The sequence below is a fragment of the Streptomyces sp. NPDC002680 genome (assembly GCF_042889145.1).
In the GTDB taxonomy this organism is placed as follows: Bacteria; Actinomycetota; Actinomycetes; order Streptomycetales; family Streptomycetaceae; genus Streptomyces; species Streptomyces adonidis.
In genome coordinates this window covers 51,612-72,823 of the sequence record NZ_JBIAQP010000013.1, presented here as the reverse complement: position 1 = coordinate 72,823, position 21,212 = coordinate 51,612, and the positions used below count along the sequence as shown (strand labels likewise).

Sequence of the window (21,212 nt, the reverse complement as noted above, 5' to 3'; positions counted from 1 at the left end):
TCTTCCTCGGTTCTCGTCAGTTCTCGTCGGCGGGTGCCGGATCGGCTGTGGTCTCCGCCTTCACGACCAGGGGTGTCTTCTGTGTCTGCCGGTTGACCACGAGTTCGTCCACGACGCGGACGGTGAAGCGGTCGGGGGAGGATCCGACGGCCCAGCCGAGCTTGTAGACCTGCGTCAGGATCCGCTGGTGGGCGAGGCGTTCGACGGCCTCGCGCGGGGTGCCCGGCTCGACCAGGAGCCGTACCTCCATGCGCTCGTCGGGCCGGCCGTGCCGGAACAGCACCAGCTGCACGTCCCGGACGCCGGGTACGGCACGGGCCACCTCGGTGATGTCGGTGGGCAGCAGCAGGATGCTCACGAACTTCAGCTGCGGATCGTCGCGGCCGAGCACCTGGAGCGCGCGGTCCGGGCGCCCGCACGGGCAGTCGACGAACCGGCCGAGGTCACCGACCCGGTAGCGCAGGATCGGGTTGACGCACTCCGGGTGGGTGTTGGTCACCAGGACGACGCCGTCCTCGACCTCGACGTGCTGGTACGGCAGTACATGGAAGGTGTCGACCGGGCAGTCGGGCTCGTTGGTCCCGATCACCCAGCTCTCCGTCGAGCCGTACACGCCGTAGAGGCGGCCGTCCGGCATCAGCCGCCGGGTGATCTCGGCCGCTCGCCGGCTGTAGCCCTCGCCGGTCCACAGAAGTTTGCGGAACGCGGGCAGTGGGCGGCCGGTGGATTCGCAGAACTCCAGGATGCGGGCGATCTGGCTGGGCGTGGCGTCCAGCGCGGTCGCGCCGAGCTGGCCGACGAAGTCCAGCCAGTCCGCGAGTTCGTCGTTCTCGACCGAGCCCAGCGGGACGGTGACGGCGCCCGCGTGGTGGGCGACGGCGTTGAAGAAGTTGTGCGAGGACCACATACGGCCGGGTGTGTTGAAGTTGACCAGGATGTCGTCGGCGGCGAGGGGCTGCCAGTGCGGGACGATCTCCGGGACGAACATGCTCGTCGGTACGAGGCTGAGGCGGGGCGTGCCGGTCGTGCCGCCGCTGCCGTACACGTACGCGCCGTGCGGCCGGGCGCGGGCCGTCCGCACCACACCCGCCAGGGCGTCGGCGAGCCGCTCCTTCGTCAGCACCGGGAGATCGGTGAGCGTCACGGTGTCGTCCGTGAGGAACTTCTCGTAGACGGGGCGCAGTTCGGGGACGGCCGCGACCCTGCCGAGGACGTCCCGCAGGGTGGCGTACGGCAGACCGGAGGCGACGAGTGTCATCGGGGTGTCCCTTTCAGCTTCAATTCGCTCGAATGGCTCGGGTGGTGGGCGTCTGCCCGTACCGCGCGCGGTGTCTGCCAGTGGGGCAGCAGCCGGAACGCGGCCTCTTCCACGGCCTGTCGCGCCTCGGGCCCGCCGCGGGTGAGCACCTCGTACCACTCGCCGCGCACCGGGTCGTCGACGAGGAGACAGACGGGCGCGGCGGCGGGCACCGCGGCGCGCAGACTGTTCTCGACGGCCCGCAGATCGGCCCTGCGGCCGTTGATGTTCACGATGCGCCCGCCTCGGCCGACCAGCCGGTAGGTCCGGTCGCCGGTCGTCTCCACCACGTCGTCCAGGGTGTGTTCGGTGGGGAAACCGCCGCCGGCCGGCCGGGCCAGCCGGGGGCCGCGTACGGACAGCAGTGCCTGTCGGCCCGGTACGGGCGGCTCGGTGAGGGAGACGTCGGGGGCGAGTGTCCAGTCCTGGCGGTCGTCCTCGCGCAGCCCGACCATGCCCGTCTCCGTCGAGCCGTGCACCTCGAACAGCCCGATGCCTGGCTGTCGTTCACGGACCCGGCGGGCGGCGGGCGGCAGCCGTCCGGTGCTGTGCGTGACCACCAGCCGTTCGTACCGGCCCAGTTGACCGGCGTACCGGTCGAGCAGCCACCAGGACGACGGCACGGCGACGACCAGCAGGCGCCCGTGGTCGACGGGCAGTGGATCGACGGTGCGCGTGTAGTACGCGGGACGGCCCAGGAGCGCGGGCAGCAGTGCGCCGAACAGCATGCCGTACAGGTGGTGCAGCGGGGCGTGCACGACGAACGTGTCCGGTTCGGCGCCGGTCAGGGCATGGGCCAACGCCGTTGTCTCGGCCACCAGTTGATCGCGGGTACGCAGCCACACGGCCGGCGGTCCGGTCGATCCGGAGGTGGCGAAGGGGACTTCGGCCGGGAGGAGTCCGAGCAGGTCGGCGGGGTCCCGGATGCCCAGCCGGGACCAGTCCACGATGCCGTCGACGGGGGTCTCCTGACGGGCCAGCACTCCTTCGAGGCACTCCTGCGGTGTGGGCCGTACGGATTCACCGGGCATCAGAACCCGCTCTCCAGCACCGAGGCCGCCGCCTGCTTGCGCAGCACCAGCCGGAGGATCGACGTGACGCTCGCGAAGGTCACCCGCAGGTCGTCCTCGACGAGGTCGACGATGACCCCGGTGCGTTTCTCGACGCCCGCCACGGAGTCGATGACGGCGAGACTGTCGTACTGCTCGTAGAGGGTGCTGAGCGCGAGGTCGTCCTGTTCCGGGTCCAGGGAGACCCGGAGCACCTCCCCGACGACGTCCCGGACCGCCTCGCGCAGCGCCCGCTCGATGTCACTCATGGGGCGCCCCTTCGGCCAGGGAGGCCCCGGTGAAGTGCAGCCCGGGGTCCACCGGGTCGAACTGCACGAAGACGCGTTCGGGCGCGATCCGGGGCCCGAGTTCCCGTACGACCCGTTCCGCCAGCTCCCGGCGGAAGGCGGCGGTGCGCGCCCGGTCGACGGTCAGGCGTACGAAGGCGAAACCGGTGGTGAGGGGGAAGGGGCCGCTGAAGACGTCGTGGTCGCGCAGCTGGGTGAACCGGGTGATGACATGGTTGATGTCCACGCCCTGGGTGCGCAGCCAGAGACTGAGGTTCTTGGTGAAGGCCTTCCGCAGCGCGGGGTCGTCGGCGGAGAGGTCGACCGTGATGGTGGGCATGAACTTCCTTCAGACTTCGGGGAGTTGGATGTCCGTCAGAGGTTGATCGCGGGCAGCCGCGAGGAGTGCGTGAGCAGCGTGCCGAGCGCCCCGGCGAGCGGACCGCCACCGCGCCGGCCCAGCGGGCTCCAGGCGAACGTGTCGTCGGGTAACCGCACTCGGGCCAGGAAGCGGCTCAACTCCGGGCCGTCCAGGGGCAGTTCGAGCGCCTGGAGGGTGAGGACGACCTGGTAGGTGGAGACCAGGTCCGGGATTCCGCGCGACTGCGAGGCGTAGCCGCCCAGGCGGGAGGCGTACGGAGACAGCAGCCGGCCCGCGATCGTGCGGAGGCCGTCCGTGTCCCGGCCGTCGTCCAGCAGGTGGAGCAGCCGCAGGGCCTGGGCGGTGCTCGCGGCGGTCACGGCGGCGCCGGGGGAGTAGCGATAGCCGGTGTCGGTCCGGCAGGAGTCGGCGAAGGAGCGCAGCGCCGCGGTGTCGAGTTCGTCGGCGGGGCGGCCCAGCGCGGCGAGGATGTCCAGGGCCGAGACGGTCGCCACCATGTCGGAGGCCCTGCCGTGCCAGTAGCCGAAGCCTCCGTCGGTGTTCTGCAGCAGCCGCAGCCAGGCGACGAGCCGGTCGGCGTCGAGCTGCTCCCGGCGGGCGGCGGCGAGTGCCGATACGGCCCACAGCGTGCACCGGACCTCCGCACCCCGCCCCGGCATGTACATCACGCCGCCCTCGTACGGCAGATGAGCCGCGTGCAGCCAACGGGCGAGGCCGTCCAGGGTGTCCAGGTTCCGATCCGCGCCACCGCCGTTCGCCGTCCCGGTCAGCAGCAGGGCGGCGGTGGCCAGGCTGTCCCCGGCGTCGCCGGCTCGGCGATAGGTGAAACCGCCCTCCGGCAGTTCGCACTCCTGGAGAAAGGCGACCACGGCCGCCGTGTCGCGGGGTGTGCGGCCGAGCGTCTGCAGGGCGCCGACCGCGCTGAAGGCCGCCCAGACGTCGGCGTCCGGATAGTCGTCCCAGCGGGTGAAGGAGCCTGCGGCGGGCTGTCTGCTGATGACCCAGTCCACGCAGTCCGCTTCGCGGTCCGGTCTCTCACCGAGTGCCGCCAGCGCGCGTACGGCGCGGAACGTGGCCCACAGGTCGTCCGCCTTGGCCGACTCGTCGAACACGAAGCCGCCCGCCGGGGTCTGCCGCTCGTCCAGCCATCCGACCAGCGCCGGATGCGCCCACGGCCGCGGTTCGTCACCGAAGGACGCCCGCCAGGCCGTCGCCGCGTAGTAGCAGGCCCGTACGTCGGACTCGCCCGCGCCGGGATACCAGCCGAGGCCGCCGTCGGTCCTTTGCAGCGAACCGAGCCAGGACTTGAGGTCGTCCGGCCGTGGTATTCCGGTGCCGAGTATCTCGGCATAGGTACGGGTGGCGTAATAGGTGGCCCACACGTCGGGGCGTTGTCCGGGGGTCATGGCGAATCCGCCGGAGGAATCCCGTGTGGTGCCGATCCATTCCTTCAGTTCCGCCAGGTGCGGAATCTCGGCGCCCAGGTCGGAGAGTGCCTGGGTGGAGTAGTACGTGGCCCAGACGTCCGAGGTCAGGCCCTTCTGCCAGGCGAATCCGCCGTCGGAGTTCTGCGCGGCGGAAAGGAATCGTACGGTCTTCTCGGGATCGGCCGGTTTCTCACCGAGCCAGGTCAGGGTACGGACGGCCGCGTAGGTGCACCACAGATCGGCCGTGCCCTGCCGGGCCCCGCCGTCGGACGTCCGTAATTCGCTGAATGGAAGAACATCGAGAGGCACTGCTTCATCCCACCCACTGGATGTTGGTTCGTTTCCAGTTCTTCTGGCTGCCGCCGGACTTGTTCAGCTGCGGGAGTTCTTCCACGGAGATGACCTGCGTCCATTCGACACCGATGTCGGCGAATTCCTTGTGCAGCTGTTCGTGGAGATCCGACGGATCCCCGGAGAAGTCGACGTCCCGTTCCACGACGAGTCGTGCCGAGGCGCCGTCGGGACGCTTGAGCTGGACCAGATACCCGGTCACCCCGGGCGTCGAGTAGACGATCTCCTCGACCGCCGCCGCCGACAGCGGAACACCGCTGACCGTGATGCCTTCCGCGTTCCGGCCGTGGACGGTGACGACCGGCAGGCCGAGGCCGCAGCCGCAGTCCCGCGCGCTGTGCAGCGTGACCAGGTCACCGGTCGCGTACCGGAGAAGCGGCCGGGCGAAGTTGTTGAGCGTCGTCACCACCAGCTCGCCGGTCCGCCCTGCCTCGGCCGGAACCGCCTGGTCATCCGCCAGCACCTCCACCAGATGGCTCTGCAGCAGCAGATGCAGCCGGTCCTCCTCGCAGCCGGCGGCGATGGTTCCCGTCTCCGTGCTGCCGTACGACACGTCGATGACGCGTGCGCCCCAGATCTCCGCGAGGCGCGCCCGCAGGGACCGGCTGCTCACCTCGCCCAGCAGCATCAGGGACTCGACGCCGTCGCTGATCTCGGCGAGCCGCCCACGGCGCTTGAGTAGGCGGGTCCACTGCAGGATCACACCGGGCGCCGCGAACACGTGCTGCGGCCGGTAGGTGGTGAACAGCGACTCCAGCCGGTCCCAGTCGCAGATTCCCTGCGTGAACGGGTAGGCGCGCAGCATGGTGCAGTCGAGGTATTCCGTCACCCCCGCCACGAGGTCGCACACCGGCGCCACATCGGACGGCAGCAGCGCGGCGACCCGGTCGCCCGGACGGAGAACACGGCTCCAGATCGTGGCGACGGAGACGGTGTTCCAGATCGTGTCCTCCGGCAGCCGGGGAGTCGGCGTCGGGAGGCCCGTCGAACCCGATGTCTCGTAGTACTTGTGATAAGGAGCATCGGTGTGTCGAAGGAACACCGCGGGGTCTTTCTTGAGTGCGGCCTTGGGGGTGATCGGGACATCGGCCAGAAGTCGTCTTCCGATCGCCGGATGCGCCGCGTAGTAGGGACTCTGATCAGCCCTCTCCCAAAGGCTCCGTAATTTCTTCCGCTGGCTCTCGGAGACTAACTCCGAGGTGAATCCCCCTTCGACCAACCGCAATCGCTCCGCGTGCGCGTCCGACAGATGAGAATTTCTCGCAAGGCCGGAGTGAATCAAAGTACAGAGCCCCTTCCGATGAGGGTCGTGCCCCGGACGAAAAAAATCCTTGCATGGGCCAACGGCCGGGTACAGGGCTCCGGTTGGATCGCAACAGCAAGCAATGAAACTTACACGATTGATCAATCAACTATCGGAAGATATAGGGCAAAGCACCCTGTTGTTGCGTGCGTGTATCAGCAAAGTGAATGGGTGTGAATGGGCGTCAGGGCCGGACGTGACGGGCGTCAGCCCGCCCTCGGCAGCCGTACGGGACCGGCGTCGACGCCTTCCTCCGGGGCTGCCTCGGTGCGCGGCCGGAGGGGGAGCACGCCCGCCTCCGGCACGGTGACGGGCGAGGCGGCTTCGACGGTTCGGCGCCCGGCCGACCGGCGGGACTCGATTGCCGCGACGCCGTACCACGCCAGCAGTGGCGCGACCGCGGCCGACAGCGTGCCGAGCACGTGGTGGTCCGGGGTCAGTACCGCCGTCGTGACCGCGAGCAGTGCGACGGCCGTCGCCGCGGCCCGTACCGGGCGCCTCGCCGTGAGGGCGACGACCGCCAGCGCCATCAGCACGTACCCGCCCGCCCGCACCCCCGGCAACGCCAAGTAGCCGCCGACGAGGGCCGCCTCGTCCGCCGGGAAGCCCCGGACCGAGGCGAAGACGGCCAGACCGGCCGCGTTCGACACGAACAGCGCGAGGGCGCCGCGCAGATAGACCGGCTGATTCCGGGAGGCCAGCCAGAGCAGGGCCAGCGCGATCAGGGGCCAGGCGGCGAAGGTCTCGACGCGGCCCAGGGCCGCCGTCGTGGCCTGGCTGAACGTCGCCCAGCCGGTTGTCACGGCGGCCCCGAACGGACGGGCGTTCTCGGCGGCGGACCCCACCCAGCCGGTACCGAAGATCGGGTTGTCGTCCGCCGTCACGGCGAGCAGGCCGCCGTACACCAGACCCGTCCCCGCCACACCCGCCGCCCCGCGCCGCAGGCTCCTGCCCGTGATCACCTTCGGCGGCGCGAGCCGCCCCGGGAGTTCCGTGCGGCGTGCGCGGCGGCGAGGGGTACACGCGGTGATGCAGCTCATCGTCCGACAGCCTCCTGATCGGCCGAGGACGCGTCACCTCGGTGGACGCATCGACACCCTGTCCTTGGATCAGGTAACTGGACTGAAGTCTCCGCTTATTCCCGTCGCGAGGAGTGAGATGGGTGTGGTGGGTGTGATGTGCGAGACATCGAATCGGGCGCGCGGAGTCGGTCCCTGAGAGTGGCCGTCACGGCCGGTTCGAGCCCAGGCCCTTCGTCTCCGCGTGGCTGAGCAGGGCCCGCTCCGCCTGCAACGGTGTCGGCGCGGCCGGCAGCGGATCCGTACGGTCCGCCCTGCACGCCGTCAGCAGGAACGCGACCAGGCGTCGCCACGCGTGCGGCGCGGCGCACCGGGTCACCCCGACGACCCCGGCATTGGCCAGGAGGAACAGGAGAACGTCCTCCGGAACGAAGTCGTCCCGCAGCGCTCCGGCCTCCTGGGCCTGGCGCACGAGCCTGTTCAGGGCATCGGACTGCCGGTCGCACAGCATCGTCGCGACCTCCGAGTCGGGCAGCCGGAGGGTGAACAGGTCGCTGAGGCCGCGATCGGTCGCCATGGCCTCGCAGAGCCGCTCGACGTACGTGCTGAACCCGACCCAGGGGTCCGCACAGCGCAGCGCCTCCTCGGTGATGGCCGCCACGCTCCGCAACTCGTCCTCGAAGGCCGCCTCGACCAGCTCCCCGCGCGTGGGGAACCGCCGGTACAGCGTGCCGGCGCCCACCCCGGCGCGCTCCGCGACCTCGTCCAGCGGCGCGTCGAGCCCCTGCTCCTCGAAGATCCGGCGAGCGGCCGCCACGATCCGCTGCCTGTTCCGCAGCGCGTCGGCCCGCAGCCCCCGCTCGCCCGCCTTCGTGCTCTCCGTCGCAGCCATACGTCCAGCCTAGCAACCGGACGACAGTCTCCGGTTACCGTGCGCCACAGCGGTCGGGAACGTCCGGTGGCTCGTGTCCGCTCACCCGGTCGCGAGGGAGATCTCCGTCGACTTGATCAGGGCGACGACCGGTGAACCGGTGGCCAGGCCCAGGTCCTGCACGGCGTCCGTGGTGATCGCGGCCGTGAGTTCGCCGCCCGTGACGGCCACCTTGACGGAGGCCATGGCGGCGCCCGTGGTGATGCCGGCGACCGTGCCGGGGAGCTGGTTGCGGATGGAGACGCCCTTGACGGCGGCGGTGGCCAACGAGACCTCCGTGGACTTGACCAGGGCCCGCACGGCGGTGCCCTCGGCGAGGCCGAGTTCCGTGACGGACTCCCGGGTGATCGCGGCGGTGATGTCCTGACCGCCGTCGAGACGGACCTTGACGGTGGCCATGGCCTCTCCGGTGGTGACGGCCGTGACGGTACCGGGGATCTGGTTGCGAATGCTCAGGCTCATGGCGGAACGCCTCACAGGGGGGGGAGTGGGTACGGAATGTCGGCCTTGGTGTTTTTGTGAACCTCAAGCTAACCGGGGCGGGCGCGGGGTCCGGGTCAGGCCGGGTGCGCGTGGCTCTGTGTCGCCCAGAGGGTCCGGGTGTCGCCTTGAGGGTCCGACTGGTCCCCTCGTCGACTACCCGTCCTGGGCGCGACACCCGATGCTGTACGACGGGTCACGCAGACCCTGCCCTGGTGACCCGCCCGGAAGGTGGCACATGCTGCTCCGTCAGCTGGAGTACCTCGTCGCGCTCGCCCGGGAGCGGCACTTCGCCCGAGCCGCTGCCGCCTGCTTCGTGTCCCAGCCGTCCCTGTCCGCCGCGATCCGGCGGCTCGAACACGAACTGGACGTGCCGATCGTCCGGCGGGGCAGGCGGTACGAGGGGCTGACCCCCGAAGGTAAGGTCGTCCTCGCCTGGGCGCATCGCATCCTCGCCGAACAGGACGCCCTGCGGCAGGAGTTGGCCGCGATGCGCGGCGGCCTCACCGGGACCCTGCGGCTCGGTGTCGTACCCACCGCGCTGCCCGCCGCCTCCCTGCTCACCACCCCGTTCTGCGACCGGCATCCCCGGGCCGGGGTGAGCCTGGAGTCCCTGTCGTCCGCCGAGATCACCCACGGGCTCGCCGAGTTCGAGCTGGACGCGGCGATGACGTACCTCGACGACGACAGCCTCCGCCACGTACGCCGGTTCCCCCTCTACGAGGAGCGGTACATGCTGCTCACCCCGGTCGACGGCCCCCTCGCCGGTACTTCCGAGGCCCGCTGGGCGCAGGCCGCCGACCTCCCGCTGTGCCTGCTCAACTCCCGTATGCGCAACCGCCGCATCATCGACGAGTGCTTCGCCGCCGACGGCGCCACGGCCGCGCCCGCCATCGAGTCCGACAGTGTCGCCGGGCTGTACGCGCATCTGCCGGGCGGCCGCTGGTCGAGCGTGATCTCGCACGCCTGGCTGCACATGTTCGGCGTACCGGACGGCATGCGGGTCGTCCCGCTGGAAGGGCCCGCGCACGGCCCGAGGGTCGGGCTCGTCGTCGTACGGGACGAGCCGCAGTCCGTGCTCGCCGGGGCGCTGTTGAAGGTGGCGCGGGAGGCGGGCGTACGGGACGCCCTCGACGAACTCCTCAACAGCTACCTGGGCGACGGGAGTTGACGAGCGGTCGGTGAGAGTTGATAGGCGGCGGCTATCCCGACATAGCGACGTTCGCTTTGACCTGCGCAATCGACTCCGACGATCGTGAAGAGCACGTTCCCGCAACGGAGTTGAGGAGCCGCGACATGGCAAAGGTGCTCTGCGTCCTGTACGACGACCCGACCGACGGATACCCGACCTCGTACGCCCGCGACGACCTCCCGCGCATCGACCACTATCCCGGCGGCCAGACGGCCCCCACCCCCGAGGCCGTCGACTTCACCCCGGGACAGCTGCTCGGCAGCGTCTCCGGTGAACTCGGGCTGCGCCGCTTCCTGGAGGAGCGCGGCCACACCCTGGTCGTCACCTCCGACAAGGACGGCGACGGTTCCGTCTTCGACCGGGAGCTGCCGGACGCCGACATCGTCATCTCGCAGCCGTTCTGGCCCGCCTATCTGACCCCCGAGCGGATCGCCGCCGCGAAGAACCTCAAACTGGCCGTCACCGCCGGCATCGGCTCCGACCACGTCGACCTGGACGCGGCCATCGCGCACGGTGTGACGGTGGCGGAGGTGACGTACTGCAACAGCATCAGCGTCGCCGAACACGTGGTGATGATGACGCTGTCCCTCGTCCGCAACTACCTGCCCTCCCACCAGGTGGTGCTCGACGGCGGCTGGAACATCGCGGACTGCGTGGCCCGTTCGTACGACATCGAGGGCATGCACGTCGGTACGGTCGCCGCCGGGCGCATCGGACTCGCCGTCCTGCGCCGCCTCGCGCCCTTCGACGTCAAGTTGCACTACACGGACCGGCACCGGCTGTCGGAGGACATCGAGCGCGAGCTGGGGCTGGTCTGGCACGAGAGCGCCGTCGACATGGCCCCGCACTGCGACGTGATCACGATCAACGCGCCCCTGCACCCGGAGACGGAGGGCCTCTTCGGTGACAAGCTGCTGGCCACGATGAAGCGCGGGGCCTATCTCATCAACACCGCCCGCGCGAGGATCGTGGACCGGGACGCCGTCGAACGCGCCCTGCGCAGCGGGCAGTTGGCGGGCTACGCGGGTGACGTCTGGTACCCGCAGCCGGCCCCCGCCGACCACCGCTGGCGCACGATGCCGCACCACGGCATGACCCCGCACATCTCCGGCTCCTCGCTCTCCGCGCAGGCCCGTTACGCGGCGGGTACCCGCGAGATCCTGGAGTCGTGGTTCGGCGGGCGGCCGATCCGCGACGAGTATCTGATCGTCGACGGTGGCGCGCTCGCCGGCACGGGCGCGCACTCGTACTCCGTGAACACCTGACTCACGGGCCGCCCCACCGTCGACTCCCGCCGGTGGGGCGGCAGTTCACGCCCCCAGCTCCTTGCGGATGCGGTCGAGCATGAACGCCGAGGACTCGTGGGCCCGTTCCTCCCAGGCGAAGACACAGGCGGTGGCGACACCGTCGAAGTCCAGCTCGCGCAGGGTGCCGAAGAAGGCGCTCCAGTCGACCTCGCCCTGGCCGATGTCCAGGTGCTGGTGGATACGGGCCGTGGTGCCGGGCGGGTTGAGGATGTAGCGCAGGCCCGAGGAACCCTTGTGGTTGAAGGAGTCCGCGATGTGCACATGCTGGAGCTTGTCGCCCGCGTACCGCATCATCGCCGCGATGTCCGCCCCGACCTCCGACGCGCCGGAGAGATGGAAGGAGTGCGGGGCGCAGTAAAGGTAGTTCACCCAGGGCCTGTTGACGGCGCGGACCAGATCGACCGCCGGGGTGTTCTCCTCGCAGAAGTCGTCCGGGTGCGCCTCCAGGTTCAGCGCGATGCCCTCCCGCTCGAACAGCGGCAGCAACTCCTCCAGCGAGCGCCAGAACGCGGCCTCGCTCTCGGCGGCACGCTCGGGGCGGCCGTTGAACTCCGAGTTCATCAGCGGGCATTCGAGGTCGGCGGCGATCTCGATCATCCGCTTCCAGTAGCGGACGGCGGCCTGCCGCTCGGTCTCGTCCGGTGACGACCACTTGTACAGCGGCAGCACGGACGACAGCTTCACACCGTGCGCGCGCAGGGAGTTCTTCAGCCCGGCGATCCGCTCGTCGTCCGCGCGCGGATGCAGGAAGAACGGCATGAAGTCGTCGCGCGGCGACAACTCGATGTACTCGTAGCCGAGTTCGGCCACCGTGCGCACCATGTCGTCGATCGGCAGCGCACGGAACATGTACGGGTCGAGGGCGATCTTCACGCGGCACCTCCGTAGAGCGCGGGCCGGGGCTTGAGGTCGGTGGCGACGACGGTGCCCGACTCCAGGGCCTCGACGGTCGCGCTGGTGATGACGGTGGCGGCATAGCCGTCCCAGGCGGACGGGCCGGTGGGCTCCGCGCCCGCCGCGACACCGGCGATCCACTCACGGAACTCGGTGTCGAAGGCGTCCGCGAAACGGTCCACCCAGTCCGTGAGGATCTCCGTGCTGTGCCGGCCCGCGCTGCGCAGCCCGACGGAGGCGGGGTCGGGCAGCCTGACGACGCCCTCCTCGCCGACCGCCTCGCACTGGATGTCGTAGCCGTACTGGCAGTTGACGAAGACCTCCAGGTCGATACGGACACCCTTGGCGGTCTCGAAGAGCATGATCTGCGGGTCCCTGAGATGGTCGAACCGCTTGCCGGTGGCGCGCGGGACGACCACCTGGGCGGAGACGATCTCGTCGTCCAGCAGCCAGCGCAGTACGTCGACCTCGTGCACGGCCGTGTCCAGGGCGGCCATCGCCGACGTGTACGACTCGGGGACCGTCGGGTTGCGGTGGGCGCAGTGCACGATCAGCGGCTCGCCGATCCGGCCCGAGTCGATGACCTGCTTCAACTTCCGGTACCCGGCGTCGTAGCGCCGCATGAACCCGACCTGGACCAGACGGTGGCCGAGTGCTGTCTCCGCCTCGACGATCCGCAGACAGTCCTCGACGGTGGTGGCGAGGGGCTTCTCGCAGAACACCGGCTTCCCGGCGGCCACCGCGTTCAGTACGTGCTCGGCGTGTGTCGGGCCCCAGGACGTCACGAGGACCGCGTCCACGTCGTCCGCCCCGATCAGGGCAGCCCCGTCGGGCAGCACCCGGGCCCCGGCCGGCGCAGCCTGCTCGGCGCGCGCGGCGTCGATGTCGGTGACCGCGGTGACACGTGCGCCGGTGACGGTGTCGGTGAGGCGCCGGATGTGCTCCTTGCCTATCCAGCCGGCGCCGATGACGCCTACACGCACAGTCATGAGTGGTGTTCCTTTCCGCGGGGACACACAGGGTTCCCTTATCGCTCTGCCGCGCTCTACTAGCGCGCGCTAGTTCGCTGCTGCGAGTACGATGACCCCTGTTCAAATGTCCTGTCAATGGCTTCGGAGGGTTGGTTCACAGGTGGACGCATCGGGCAGGCAACGGCCCACGATGGCGGACGTCGCCGAGAAGGCGGGCGTCTCCCGGGCGCTCGTCTCGATCATCTTCCGCAACCAGCCGGGAGCCGGCGAGGAGACCCGGGAACGGGTGCTCCGGATCGCGGACGAGATCGGCTACCGCCCCGACAACGCGGCCCGGCTCCTCGCCCGGGGCCGCAGCCGCACCCTCGGCGTGATGTTCACCGTCCACCAGGCCTTCCACACGGACCTGATCGAGGGCATCTACCCGGCCGCCGAACACCTCGGCTACGACGTGCTGCTCTCCGCCGCCGCCCAGGGCCGCAGCGAGGCCAAGGCCGTCGAGGCCCTGCTCGGTCACCGCTGCGAGGCGCTCATCGTGCTGGGCTCCTTCGCCGATGCCGCCTACCTGGACGCGCTGGGCCGGCGCACGGTCGTCGTCTCGGTCAGCCGCCGCGTTCCCGGCGCCCCCCTGGACTTCGTGCACAGCGCCGAGGGCAAGGGCGTACGGCAGGCCATGGACCACCTCGTCGAACTCGGGCACCGCCGGATCACACACATCGACGGCGGACGCGGCCCCGGCTCGGCCGACCGCCGGCGTGCCTATCGGGCGGCGATGCGCCGGCACGGGCTGGAGCCCGAGGTCCGGGTGATTCCCGGCGATCACACGGAGCGGTCGGGCATCGAGACCGGGCAGCTGCTCCTCGCGGAACGCGACCAGGGGCAGCCGCTGCCCACCGCCGTCCTCGCGGGCAACGACCGCAGCGCGATGGGCCTGTTGATGGCCCTGACCCGGGGCGGCGTCGAGGTCCCGCGCGATCTGTCCGTCGTCGGATACGACGACAGTCATCTCTCCCACCTGATGCCGATCGGCCTGACCACCGTCCGCCAGGACGCGGTGCTGATGGCGGAGCACGCGGTGGACTTCGCCGTCCGACGGCTGGAGCACCCGGAGCTGGCGCCCCAAGAGGCGGTGCTGGAGCCGAAGTTGGTGGTACGGGGCTCCAGCGGGCCACCCCCGGAAGGGGTGGCCTGAGCCGGTCAGCGCGTGCCCTTCGCGGCGAACGCGGCGACGGAGTCGGCGTTCTCCTTGGTGATGAAGGCGGGTCCGGTGAGGACGGGTGCGGTGCCGCCGCCGCTGAAGTTGCCGTTGGTCCTGTACAGCCACAGGGAGTCGACGGCGAGGTAGCCCTGGAGGTAGGGCTGCTGGTCGACGGCGAACTGCACGGTCCCGTCCTGGACCGCCTTGACCAGGTCCTTGTTGAGGTCGAAGGTCGCGAGCTTCGCCTTGCTCCCGGCGTCGGTCAGTGACTGGACGGCGGTCAGCGCGATGGGAGCGCCGAGTGTGACCACCTCGTCGATCGAGGGGTCCTGAGTGAGCTTCGCGGTGATCGTCGACTTCACGGACGGCATGTCCGTACCGTTGACGTAGAGGTTGTCCGTCTTGCCGCTGAAGCCCTTCTTCAGACCGGCACAGCGGGCCTCCAGGGCGACCTGGCCCTGCTCCTGGACGACACACAGGGCGTGCTTGGCGCCGAGCTGGTTGAGGCGTTCACCGAAGGCCTGCCCGGCGATGTTCTCGTCCTGGCCGAAGTACTCCAGCATGCCGAGCTGCTTCCAGTTGTCGAGGCCGGAGTTGAAGCCCACGACCGGGATGCCGGCCGCCGTGGCCTTGGCGACCACGTCCTTCATGGCGTCCGGCTTGGCCGCGGTCAGCGCGATGCCGTCGACCTTCTGGTCGATCGCGTTCTGCACCAGGTTGGCCTGGTTCCCGGCGCTGGGGTCGCTGGAGTAGATCAGCTTGATGTTGTCCTTGGCCGCGGCGGCCTGGGCGCCCTTGCGGATCAGGTCCCAGAAGGTGTCGCCGGGGGCGGCGTGGGTGACCATCGCGACCGTCATCCGGGGCGTGGTCGCCTTCCCGGCCGAGGCGGCGTCCGCGCTCTCCTCGGACTTCTTGCCGCCGGAGCCGCTGGAGCAGCCGGCGGCGAACAGCACGCCGGCCAGAACGGTGGCGGTCAGGCCGGTGGCTCGCTGGATTCTGCGCATGTCCCGTGCACCTCGCTGTGCTGGTCAGGATGGGAAAAGGCCATCGGCGGGGCCGCCCGCCGGTGCCACTGGAGCGCTTTAGTAGCGCGCTCTAGTGCCCGTACTATGGAGCCGCCCAACGGCGATGTCAACGGGTATGTCAGGACGTCCCAACAAAAGGTCCGGCGCTGTTCCCGGTGCGCTCGGCGTGTGCACGCACCTGACTCCCCGTCAGTTCCCTGCTTCCTCCCCCGACGCCCACAGGCGAAGCCGGAAGAGTGGCCGCGCAGCCACCCCGATCAGGGCCCCTGCCGTCCCCTCATGCCTGAGGAAGCCATGACACCCACACCCCACGCCCCCACACGCGCCCTCGCCAGGAGCCGCCCGGCCCCGTTCCAGCCCGCCTCCCGCTCACTCGGACCAGCCCCCGGCACCGCCACCGCCACGGTGGAGATCGTCATCCCCGTGTACAACGAGGAGCGCGCCCTGCCCGGCTGCCTGCGCACCCTGCACGCACGCCTCGGCGACGGCTTTCCCTTCCCCTGGCGGATCACCGTCGCCGACAACGCCAGCACGGACGCGACGCTCACCACCGCCCACGGTCTCGCGGACGAACTGCCCGGCGTGAGCGTCGTACACCTGGACCGCAAGGGCCGCGGTCTGGCGCTGCGCACCGTGTGGGCCGGCAGCGACGCCGACATCGTGGCGTACATGGACGTCGACCTGTCGACCGGCCTGGACGGACTGCTCCCGCTCGTCGCCCCGCTGGCCAGCGGCCACTCCGACCTGGCGATCGGCAGCCGCCTCGCCGCCGGTGCCCGTACCGTGCGCGGACCCCGGCGCGAGTTCATCTCCCGCTGCTACAACGGCATCGTCCGGCTCACCCACGGCGTACGGTTCACCGACGCCCAGTGCGGATTCAAGGCGGCCCGCACGGAAGTACTGCGGCCCCTGCTCGAAGTGACCCGCGACGACGCGTGGTTCTTCGACACCGAACTCCTGCTGCTGGCCGAGCACAACGGACTGCGCGTCCACGAGGTGCCGGTGGACTGGGTCGAGGACGTCGACACCCGCGTGGACGTCGTCTCCACCGCGACCGACGATCTGCGCGGCCTGTGGACCATGGCCCGGCTGAAGGCGTCCGGCGCCGGACGCGTCGAACTGCCCCGCCGTCCCGAACCGGCCGCCGAGCACCCCGACGCGGTCCTGGCGCCCACCGGCCGACGCGGCGCGCTGTCCTGGGAGGTCGGCTGCTTCGTCGCGATCGGGATCGTCTCCACCCTCGGACAGGCCCTGCTGTACTGGCTGTTGCGCTCCTGGTGGTCACCCGCGACGGCCAACCTCGTGTCGCTGCTGGCGCTCACCGTCCTCAACACCGAGGCGAACCGCCGGCTCACCTTCCGGCACACGGCGGCCCCGCCCGCCCGCGCCCATCTCGGCGCGGGAGGCCTGTTCGTGCTCGGCTACCTGGTCACCTCGGCCGCCGTCCTGTGGTTCACGCACGCCGTTCCCGGCGCGTCGACGGCCGCCGAGACCGCCGTACTGGCCGTGGCGTCCGTCGTCGTCACCGTCGTGCGGTTCACCGTCCTGCGCTCGGCCGTCTTCCGCAGCCCCCACCGCCGTACGTCCTGACGAGAGCGACCCCCCTCCTCATGAGCGACTCCACGCACACCCTGCCCTCCCCGGCACCCGCCTCCGACCGGCCCCCCGGCCCCGCCCGCCGCGCCCTGCCCTCCTGGGCGGCGCCCGCAGCCCTCGCCGCGATCCTCGTCCTGGCGACCGCCCTCTACGGCTGGGCCCTCGGCTCCCTCGGCTGGGGCAACAGCTACTACTCGGCGGCCGTGAAGTCGATGGGCCGGAGCTGGACCAACTTCCTCTTCGGCGCCTACGACCCGGCCGGCGTGATCACGGTCGACAAACCGCCGGCCGCCCTGTGGCCGCAGGTCGTCAGCACCAAGATCTTCGGCCTCCACGGCTGGGCGCTGATCCTGCCTCAGGTGATCGAGGGCGTGGCCGCGGTGCTCGTCCTGCACCGCACCGTGCGCCGCTGGGCGGGGGAGGCCGCGGCGCTGACCGCCGCCCTCGTCCTCACGCTCACCCCCATCACCGTGGCGATCAACCGGGACAACAACCCCGACACCCTCCTCGTCCTGCTTCTGCTCTCGGCGGCGTACGCGCTCACCCGCGCGCTGCAGGCCGACGGCAGGACCGCGACCCGGTGGCTGTGCGCGAGCGGCTTCCTGATCGGATGCGGCTTCCTCACCAAGATGCTCGCCGCCTGGATGGTCGTCCCCGCCTTCGCCGTCGCCTGGCTCGTGGCAGGAAGCGGCGCCTGGGCACCGCGAGTCCGGCGGCTGCTGGGCGCGGGCGCCGTCCTGGCGGCGTCCTCCCTGTGGTGGGTCGCCATGGTGGCCCTGTGGCCGGGAGACCGTCCGTACATCGGCGGCAGCGAGGACGGCTCCGCCTGGGACCTGGTGATCGGCTACAACGGACTTGGCCGCGTCTTCGGCTCCGAGGGCGGAGGCCAGGGCCCCGGCGGTGGCGGATTCGGGGGCGGCGGGTTCGGCGGTGCCTCCGGCCTCGGGCGTCTCTTCAACGATCAGGTCGCGGGGCAGATCAGCTGGCTGCTGCCCCTCTGCGCGGTCGCCCTGGCCGTCGCGGCGGGCTGCGCGGTGCTGCGCCGACGCGGCCGACTGCCGGACTCCGTACCGCTGCCCGCCGCCGGCTGGCTGCTGTGGGGCACCTGGCTGGTGGTCTGCGCGGCCGTGTTCTCCACCCAGCAGGGCATCTTCCACCCGTACTACACGACCCAACTCGCCCCAGCCATCGGCGCGTTGTGCGGTGGGCTGGTGGCCACGCTCGTACGGGCCCACCGTGCCGGACTGCGCTGGGTCCCCCTGGTCGGTGTCGCCGCGGTCGCGGTGAGCGTCGGCTGGGCGGTGGCGCTCGTCCGCCGTGACCAGGACTGGAACGGCTGGCTCGTCTGGCCGGTACTGCTGTCCGGCTGCCTCGCGATCACCCTGCTCCTGCTGTCCCGGCGGGGCGGGCGGCCGCTCACCGCGGCGGCCGGCGCGGCGGTCGTGTCGGTGCTGCTGGCCCCCGGGGCATGGGCGGTGAGCGTGCCCGCCTCGACTAGCGCGATGGGCGGGACCAACCCGACGGCGGGGCCGACGGTGCTGGGCTTCGGCGGGGGAGGGGGTCGGCCCTCGGGCATGCCGTCCGGAATGCCCTCGGGCATGCCCGACCTCCCCGGCGGCACGGGAACGGGATCGGGATCGGCCCCGGGGCAGTCCGGTGAGCTGCCGTCCGGTGGGCTGCCCACCTTCCCCGGCAACGGCAACGGCTCCGGCGCACGTGCCGGAGCCGGAGAAGGCGCAGGACTCGGCGGCCTCGGCGGCGGTGCGCAACTGACCGACGATCAGCGCAAGATCCTCACCTACGTGGTCGAGCAGGCGCCCGACGCCCGTATCAAGCTCGCCGTCGAGGGCGGCGCCATGACCACCAGCGTGTTCATCCTCGGCAGCGATGAGACGGTCGTCGGCATGGGCGGCTTCTCCGGCTCCGACGACGCGCCGTCGGTCGGACAGCTGGAGAAGTGGACCGAGAACGGCGACCTACGCTACGTACTGGGCTCGGAGTCGGGCGGCGGCGGACTCCCGGGCGCGTCCGGCGGCCCGTCCCAGCAGCGCTCCGACTGGCTCGCGGAGAACTGCGCCGAGGTGCCCGCCTCGTCGTACGGCGGCACGTCGTCCCAGGCCGACGGCGCGGGCACGACGGGATTCGGCGGCGCCACCGTGCTGTACGACTGCGCCGCCGACTGAGCCACCACGTACGACGGCACCACAGAACGGACGGACCGGCGTCATGACCGAACGGACCGCGGCCGAGGCCCGGCGCAGGCTTCTCGTGGTGGAGGACGAACCCAGCATCCGCACCCTGCTGGAGTCCACCCTCCGCCTCACGGGATACGAGGTGACCAGCACCGACAGCGGCCGAGCGGCCCTCGCGGAGACCGAGCGCCTCGTCCCGGACCTGCTCCTCCTGGACGTGACCCTGCCCGACCTGGACGGATTCGAGGTGACCCGGAGACTGCGGGCGGCGGGGAACGACGTACCCGTGCTGTTCCTGACCGCCCGCACCGGGCTCCACGACCGGCTCACCGGACTGGGCGCCGGCGGAGACGACTACGTGCCCAAGCCCTTCAGCATCGAGGAGGTGCTGCTGCGCATCGAGGCGATCCTGCGCCGCACCGGCGCCGCGCTCCCGCCCGCCGAGGAGGAACAGCGGCTGGCCTTCGCCGACCTGGAGCTGGACGAGCACGCGCACGAAGTGCACCGCGCAGGCGCGTACGTCCCGCTCTCGCCCACCGAGTTCAAGCTGCTCGGCTACCTCATGGAGAACGCCACCCGGGTGGTGAGCAAGGCCCAGATCCTCAACCACGTGTGGGGGTACGACTTCGCGGGCGACGCACGCATCGTCGAGACGTACATCAAGTACCTGCGCAGAAAGATCGACCGCGTCGATCCACCGCTGATCCACACCGTGCGCGGAGTCGGCTACTGCCTGCGGCTGCCCCGCGAGCGGACAGGAGCCGACGGCCGGTGAGACCACTTGTGCACCGGCCGCCCGGTTCGCTGCGCACACGGCTGATCCTGGGCGTCACCGTCCTGGCCACGGCGGCGGTGCTGGCCTCCCAGCTGATCGGCTTCGCCGTGCTGCGCTCCTGGCTGCTGGACCGGGTCGACCAGCAGCTCGCCGACTTCCACCCGCCGACACGCGCCTACACCGACGCGCTCCGCGACGACCTCCCCGACGCCCGCCCTGGCGCAGGCACGCTGCCCTCCGACTTCCGGGTCTACTTCTACGACTCCGAGGGCCGACGCCTGAACCTGTCGATGGGTACGGGAAAGCGGGCCGGGCCACGGCTTCCCGACTCCGCCGACGGTCTCCGGCTGCGCGAGGCACGTCCGGCGAGCGTCCCGGCGGCGGACGGCGACAGCAACTGGCGGGTGGTCAGGTACTCGGGCCCGGACGGGATGAGCGCGGTGGTGGCGCTGCCGCTGGACACCGTCGAGGGCGCCCTGTCGCGGCTCGGGTGGCTGAACCTCGGCCTGCTGGCGGTCACGGTCCTGGGCCTGATCGCCCTCGGCCGATGGGTGGTCCGGCTGGGGCTGCTGCCGCTGACCCGTATGGAACGCACCGCCGAGGACATCACCGCGGGCGATCTCGGCCTGCGGCTGACCGACACCGACGCGCGCACCGAGATCGGCCGGCTGGGCAGGGTCCTCAACACCATGCTCGACCGGCTGCAGCGGGCCCTGCGGGAAGGGGAGGCGTCGGAGGCGCGGATGCGGCGCTTCGTCGCCGACGCCGGCCATGAACTGCGTACGCCCCTCACCGCGATCCAGGGATACGCCGAACTCGCGCTGCGTCCCGAAGCGCGGTCGGAGCACGAGCGACGGCAGGCCAACCGGCTCATCGTGCACAACGCGGAGCGCATGAGCCTGCTCGTCGACGACCTCCAGCTGCTCGCCACCCTCGACAAGGAACCCTCCTACCGGCGCGAACCGGTGGACCTCCTCTCGCTCGCGGCGGACGCCGTCAGCGCCGCCGCCCTGCACGGCACCACCCACCCGGTCGACCTCGGCCCGCTGCGCACCGAGGCCGACCCCACCGGCACCGACGAACTCGAACTCGTCGAAACGGTGGGCGATCCGCACCGCCTGCGGCAGATCCTGGAGAACCTGCTGTCCAACGCGCGGACCCACACCCCGCCCGGCACCGCCGTGCACATCCGGGTGGGCACAGGCCGCCAGGGGCGCACCGGCGCCTCGACCGCCCTGCCCGAGGGGGCTCCCGTGGCGGTGGTCGAAGTCGCCGACGAGGGCCCGGGGCTCCGCCCGCACGACGCCGCGCACGTCTTCGAACGCTTCTACCGGGCCGATCCCTCCCGCTCCCGCGCCCACGGCGGCAGCGGGCTCGGACTCGCCATCGCCGCCACCATCGCCGAGGGACACGACGGCCGCCTCGAACTCGACACGGCCCCGGGCCATGGCTGCGTCTTCCGCCTCGTCCTGCCGAACCTGCCCGCCGAGTGGCGGACCGACGGCGCCGCAGACTCATAGCGGTCTCTTGGGTCCG

General features: G+C 71.0%; 19 protein-coding genes. 7 read left to right on the top strand and 12 right to left on the bottom strand.

Annotated elements, in window-relative coordinates; all coding sequences use genetic code 11:
- Positions 1–16 precede the first annotated feature (16 nt).
- From ACFYXF_RS31415 to ACFYXF_RS31375, 9 genes are all read right to left on the bottom strand, one after another.
- Entirely contained in the window at positions 17–1,258 is a 1,242-nt protein-coding gene (locus ACFYXF_RS31415; RefSeq protein ID WP_389354690.1) for an AMP-binding protein, read from the bottom strand.
- A complete protein-coding gene (locus ACFYXF_RS31410; protein ID WP_389354688.1) occupies positions 1,255–2,328 on the bottom strand; it encodes an AMP-binding protein in 1,074 nt (357 codons plus the stop codon). Before ACFYXF_RS31410 ends, ACFYXF_RS31415 begins: the two co-directional genes overlap by 4 nt.
- Complete coding sequence (locus tag ACFYXF_RS31405) at positions 2,328–2,615, bottom strand: hypothetical protein (protein ID WP_389354686.1); 288 nt, start codon at positions 2,613–2,615, stop codon at positions 2,328–2,330. The genes ACFYXF_RS31410 and ACFYXF_RS31405 overlap by 1 nt, the downstream gene beginning before the upstream one ends.
- Positions 2,608–2,973, bottom strand: a complete 366-nt coding sequence (locus ACFYXF_RS31400; protein ID WP_389354684.1) for a hypothetical protein — start codon at positions 2,971–2,973, stop codon at positions 2,608–2,610. Before ACFYXF_RS31400 ends, ACFYXF_RS31405 begins: the two co-directional genes overlap by 8 nt.
- Positions 2,974–3,008: 35 nt before the next feature.
- The gene (locus ACFYXF_RS31395) at positions 3,009–4,751 is read right to left on the bottom strand and encodes a prenyltransferase/squalene oxidase repeat-containing protein (RefSeq protein ID WP_389354682.1); all 1,743 of its coding nucleotides are present in this window, start codon (positions 4,749–4,751) and stop codon (positions 3,009–3,011) included.
- Between the two features lie 4 nt (positions 4,752–4,755).
- Positions 4,756–5,835 (bottom strand): phenylacetate--CoA ligase family protein, encoded by a 1,080-nt coding sequence (locus tag ACFYXF_RS31390; protein ID WP_389354680.1) that lies wholly within the window; start codon positions 5,833–5,835, stop codon positions 4,756–4,758.
- A gap of 467 nt (positions 5,836–6,302) precedes the next feature.
- Complete coding sequence (locus ACFYXF_RS31385) at positions 6,303–7,136, bottom strand: hypothetical protein (protein ID WP_389354678.1); 834 nt, start codon at positions 7,134–7,136, stop codon at positions 6,303–6,305.
- 187 nt (positions 7,137–7,323) lie between these two features.
- Positions 7,324–8,007, bottom strand: a complete 684-nt coding sequence (locus ACFYXF_RS31380; protein WP_389354676.1) for a TetR/AcrR family transcriptional regulator — start codon at positions 8,005–8,007, stop codon at positions 7,324–7,326.
- 81 nt (positions 8,008–8,088) lie between these two features.
- Positions 8,089–8,508 (bottom strand): molybdopterin-binding protein, encoded by a 420-nt coding sequence (locus ACFYXF_RS31375; protein ID WP_389354674.1) that lies wholly within the window; start codon positions 8,506–8,508, stop codon positions 8,089–8,091.
- A gap of 256 nt (positions 8,509–8,764) precedes the next feature.
- Between ACFYXF_RS31375 and ACFYXF_RS31370 the strand changes: the two genes are divergently transcribed.
- Together ACFYXF_RS31370 and ACFYXF_RS31365 are read left to right on the top strand one after the other, a co-directional pair.
- Entirely contained in the window at positions 8,765–9,697 is a 933-nt protein-coding gene (locus ACFYXF_RS31370; RefSeq protein WP_389354673.1) for a LysR substrate-binding domain-containing protein, read from the top strand.
- Between the two features lie 125 nt (positions 9,698–9,822).
- Positions 9,823–10,983 carry an NAD-dependent formate dehydrogenase gene (locus ACFYXF_RS31365; protein ID WP_389354671.1) on the top strand — a complete coding sequence of 387 codons (1,161 nt, stop codon included), beginning with the start codon at positions 9,823–9,825 and terminating at the stop codon, positions 10,981–10,983.
- A 45-nt stretch (positions 10,984–11,028) separates the two neighbouring features.
- Here ACFYXF_RS31365 and ACFYXF_RS31360 read toward each other — a convergent pair whose 3' ends face one another.
- Positions 11,029–11,898, bottom strand: a complete 870-nt coding sequence (locus ACFYXF_RS31360) for a sugar phosphate isomerase/epimerase family protein (RefSeq protein WP_389354669.1) — start codon at positions 11,896–11,898, stop codon at positions 11,029–11,031.
- Positions 11,895–12,908 carry a Gfo/Idh/MocA family oxidoreductase gene (locus ACFYXF_RS31355; protein ID WP_389354667.1) on the bottom strand — a complete coding sequence of 338 codons (1,014 nt, stop codon included), beginning with the start codon at positions 12,906–12,908 and terminating at the stop codon, positions 11,895–11,897. Before ACFYXF_RS31355 ends, ACFYXF_RS31360 begins: the two co-directional genes overlap by 4 nt.
- A gap of 172 nt (positions 12,909–13,080) precedes the next feature.
- On the opposite strand from ACFYXF_RS31355, the gene ACFYXF_RS31350 reads away from it, so the two are divergent.
- Positions 13,081–14,082, top strand: coding sequence for a LacI family DNA-binding transcriptional regulator (locus ACFYXF_RS31350; protein WP_389354665.1), 1,002 nt, complete (start codon positions 13,081–13,083; stop codon positions 14,080–14,082).
- Positions 14,083–14,087: 5 nt separating this feature from the next.
- Here ACFYXF_RS31350 and ACFYXF_RS31345 read toward each other — a convergent pair whose 3' ends face one another.
- Positions 14,088–15,092: a sugar ABC transporter substrate-binding protein gene (locus ACFYXF_RS31345; RefSeq protein ID WP_389354663.1), complete on the bottom strand. Its 1,005-nt coding sequence runs from the start codon at positions 15,090–15,092 to the stop codon at positions 14,088–14,090.
- Between the two features lie 315 nt (positions 15,093–15,407).
- Here ACFYXF_RS31345 and ACFYXF_RS31340 point away from each other — a divergent pair, with 315 nt between their 5' ends.
- The 4 genes from ACFYXF_RS31340 to ACFYXF_RS31325 are packed head-to-tail and all read left to right on the top strand — an operon-like array spanning position 15,408 to position 21,196.
- Entirely contained in the window at positions 15,408–16,703 is a 1,296-nt protein-coding gene (locus tag ACFYXF_RS31340; RefSeq protein ID WP_389354661.1) for a glycosyltransferase, read from the top strand.
- A 20-nt stretch (positions 16,704–16,723) separates the two neighbouring features.
- Positions 16,724–18,892, top strand: coding sequence for an ArnT family glycosyltransferase (locus ACFYXF_RS31335; RefSeq protein WP_389354659.1), 2,169 nt, complete (start codon positions 16,724–16,726; stop codon positions 18,890–18,892).
- Between the two features lie 43 nt (positions 18,893–18,935).
- Entirely contained in the window at positions 18,936–19,676 is a 741-nt protein-coding gene (locus tag ACFYXF_RS31330) for a response regulator transcription factor (RefSeq protein ID WP_389354657.1), read from the top strand.
- On the top strand, positions 19,673–21,196 hold the full coding sequence (locus ACFYXF_RS31325) for a sensor histidine kinase (protein ID WP_389354655.1): 1,524 nt from the start codon (positions 19,673–19,675) through the stop codon (positions 21,194–21,196). Before ACFYXF_RS31330 ends, ACFYXF_RS31325 begins: the two co-directional genes overlap by 4 nt.
- The last annotated feature ends 16 nt before the right edge of the window (positions 21,197–21,212 follow it).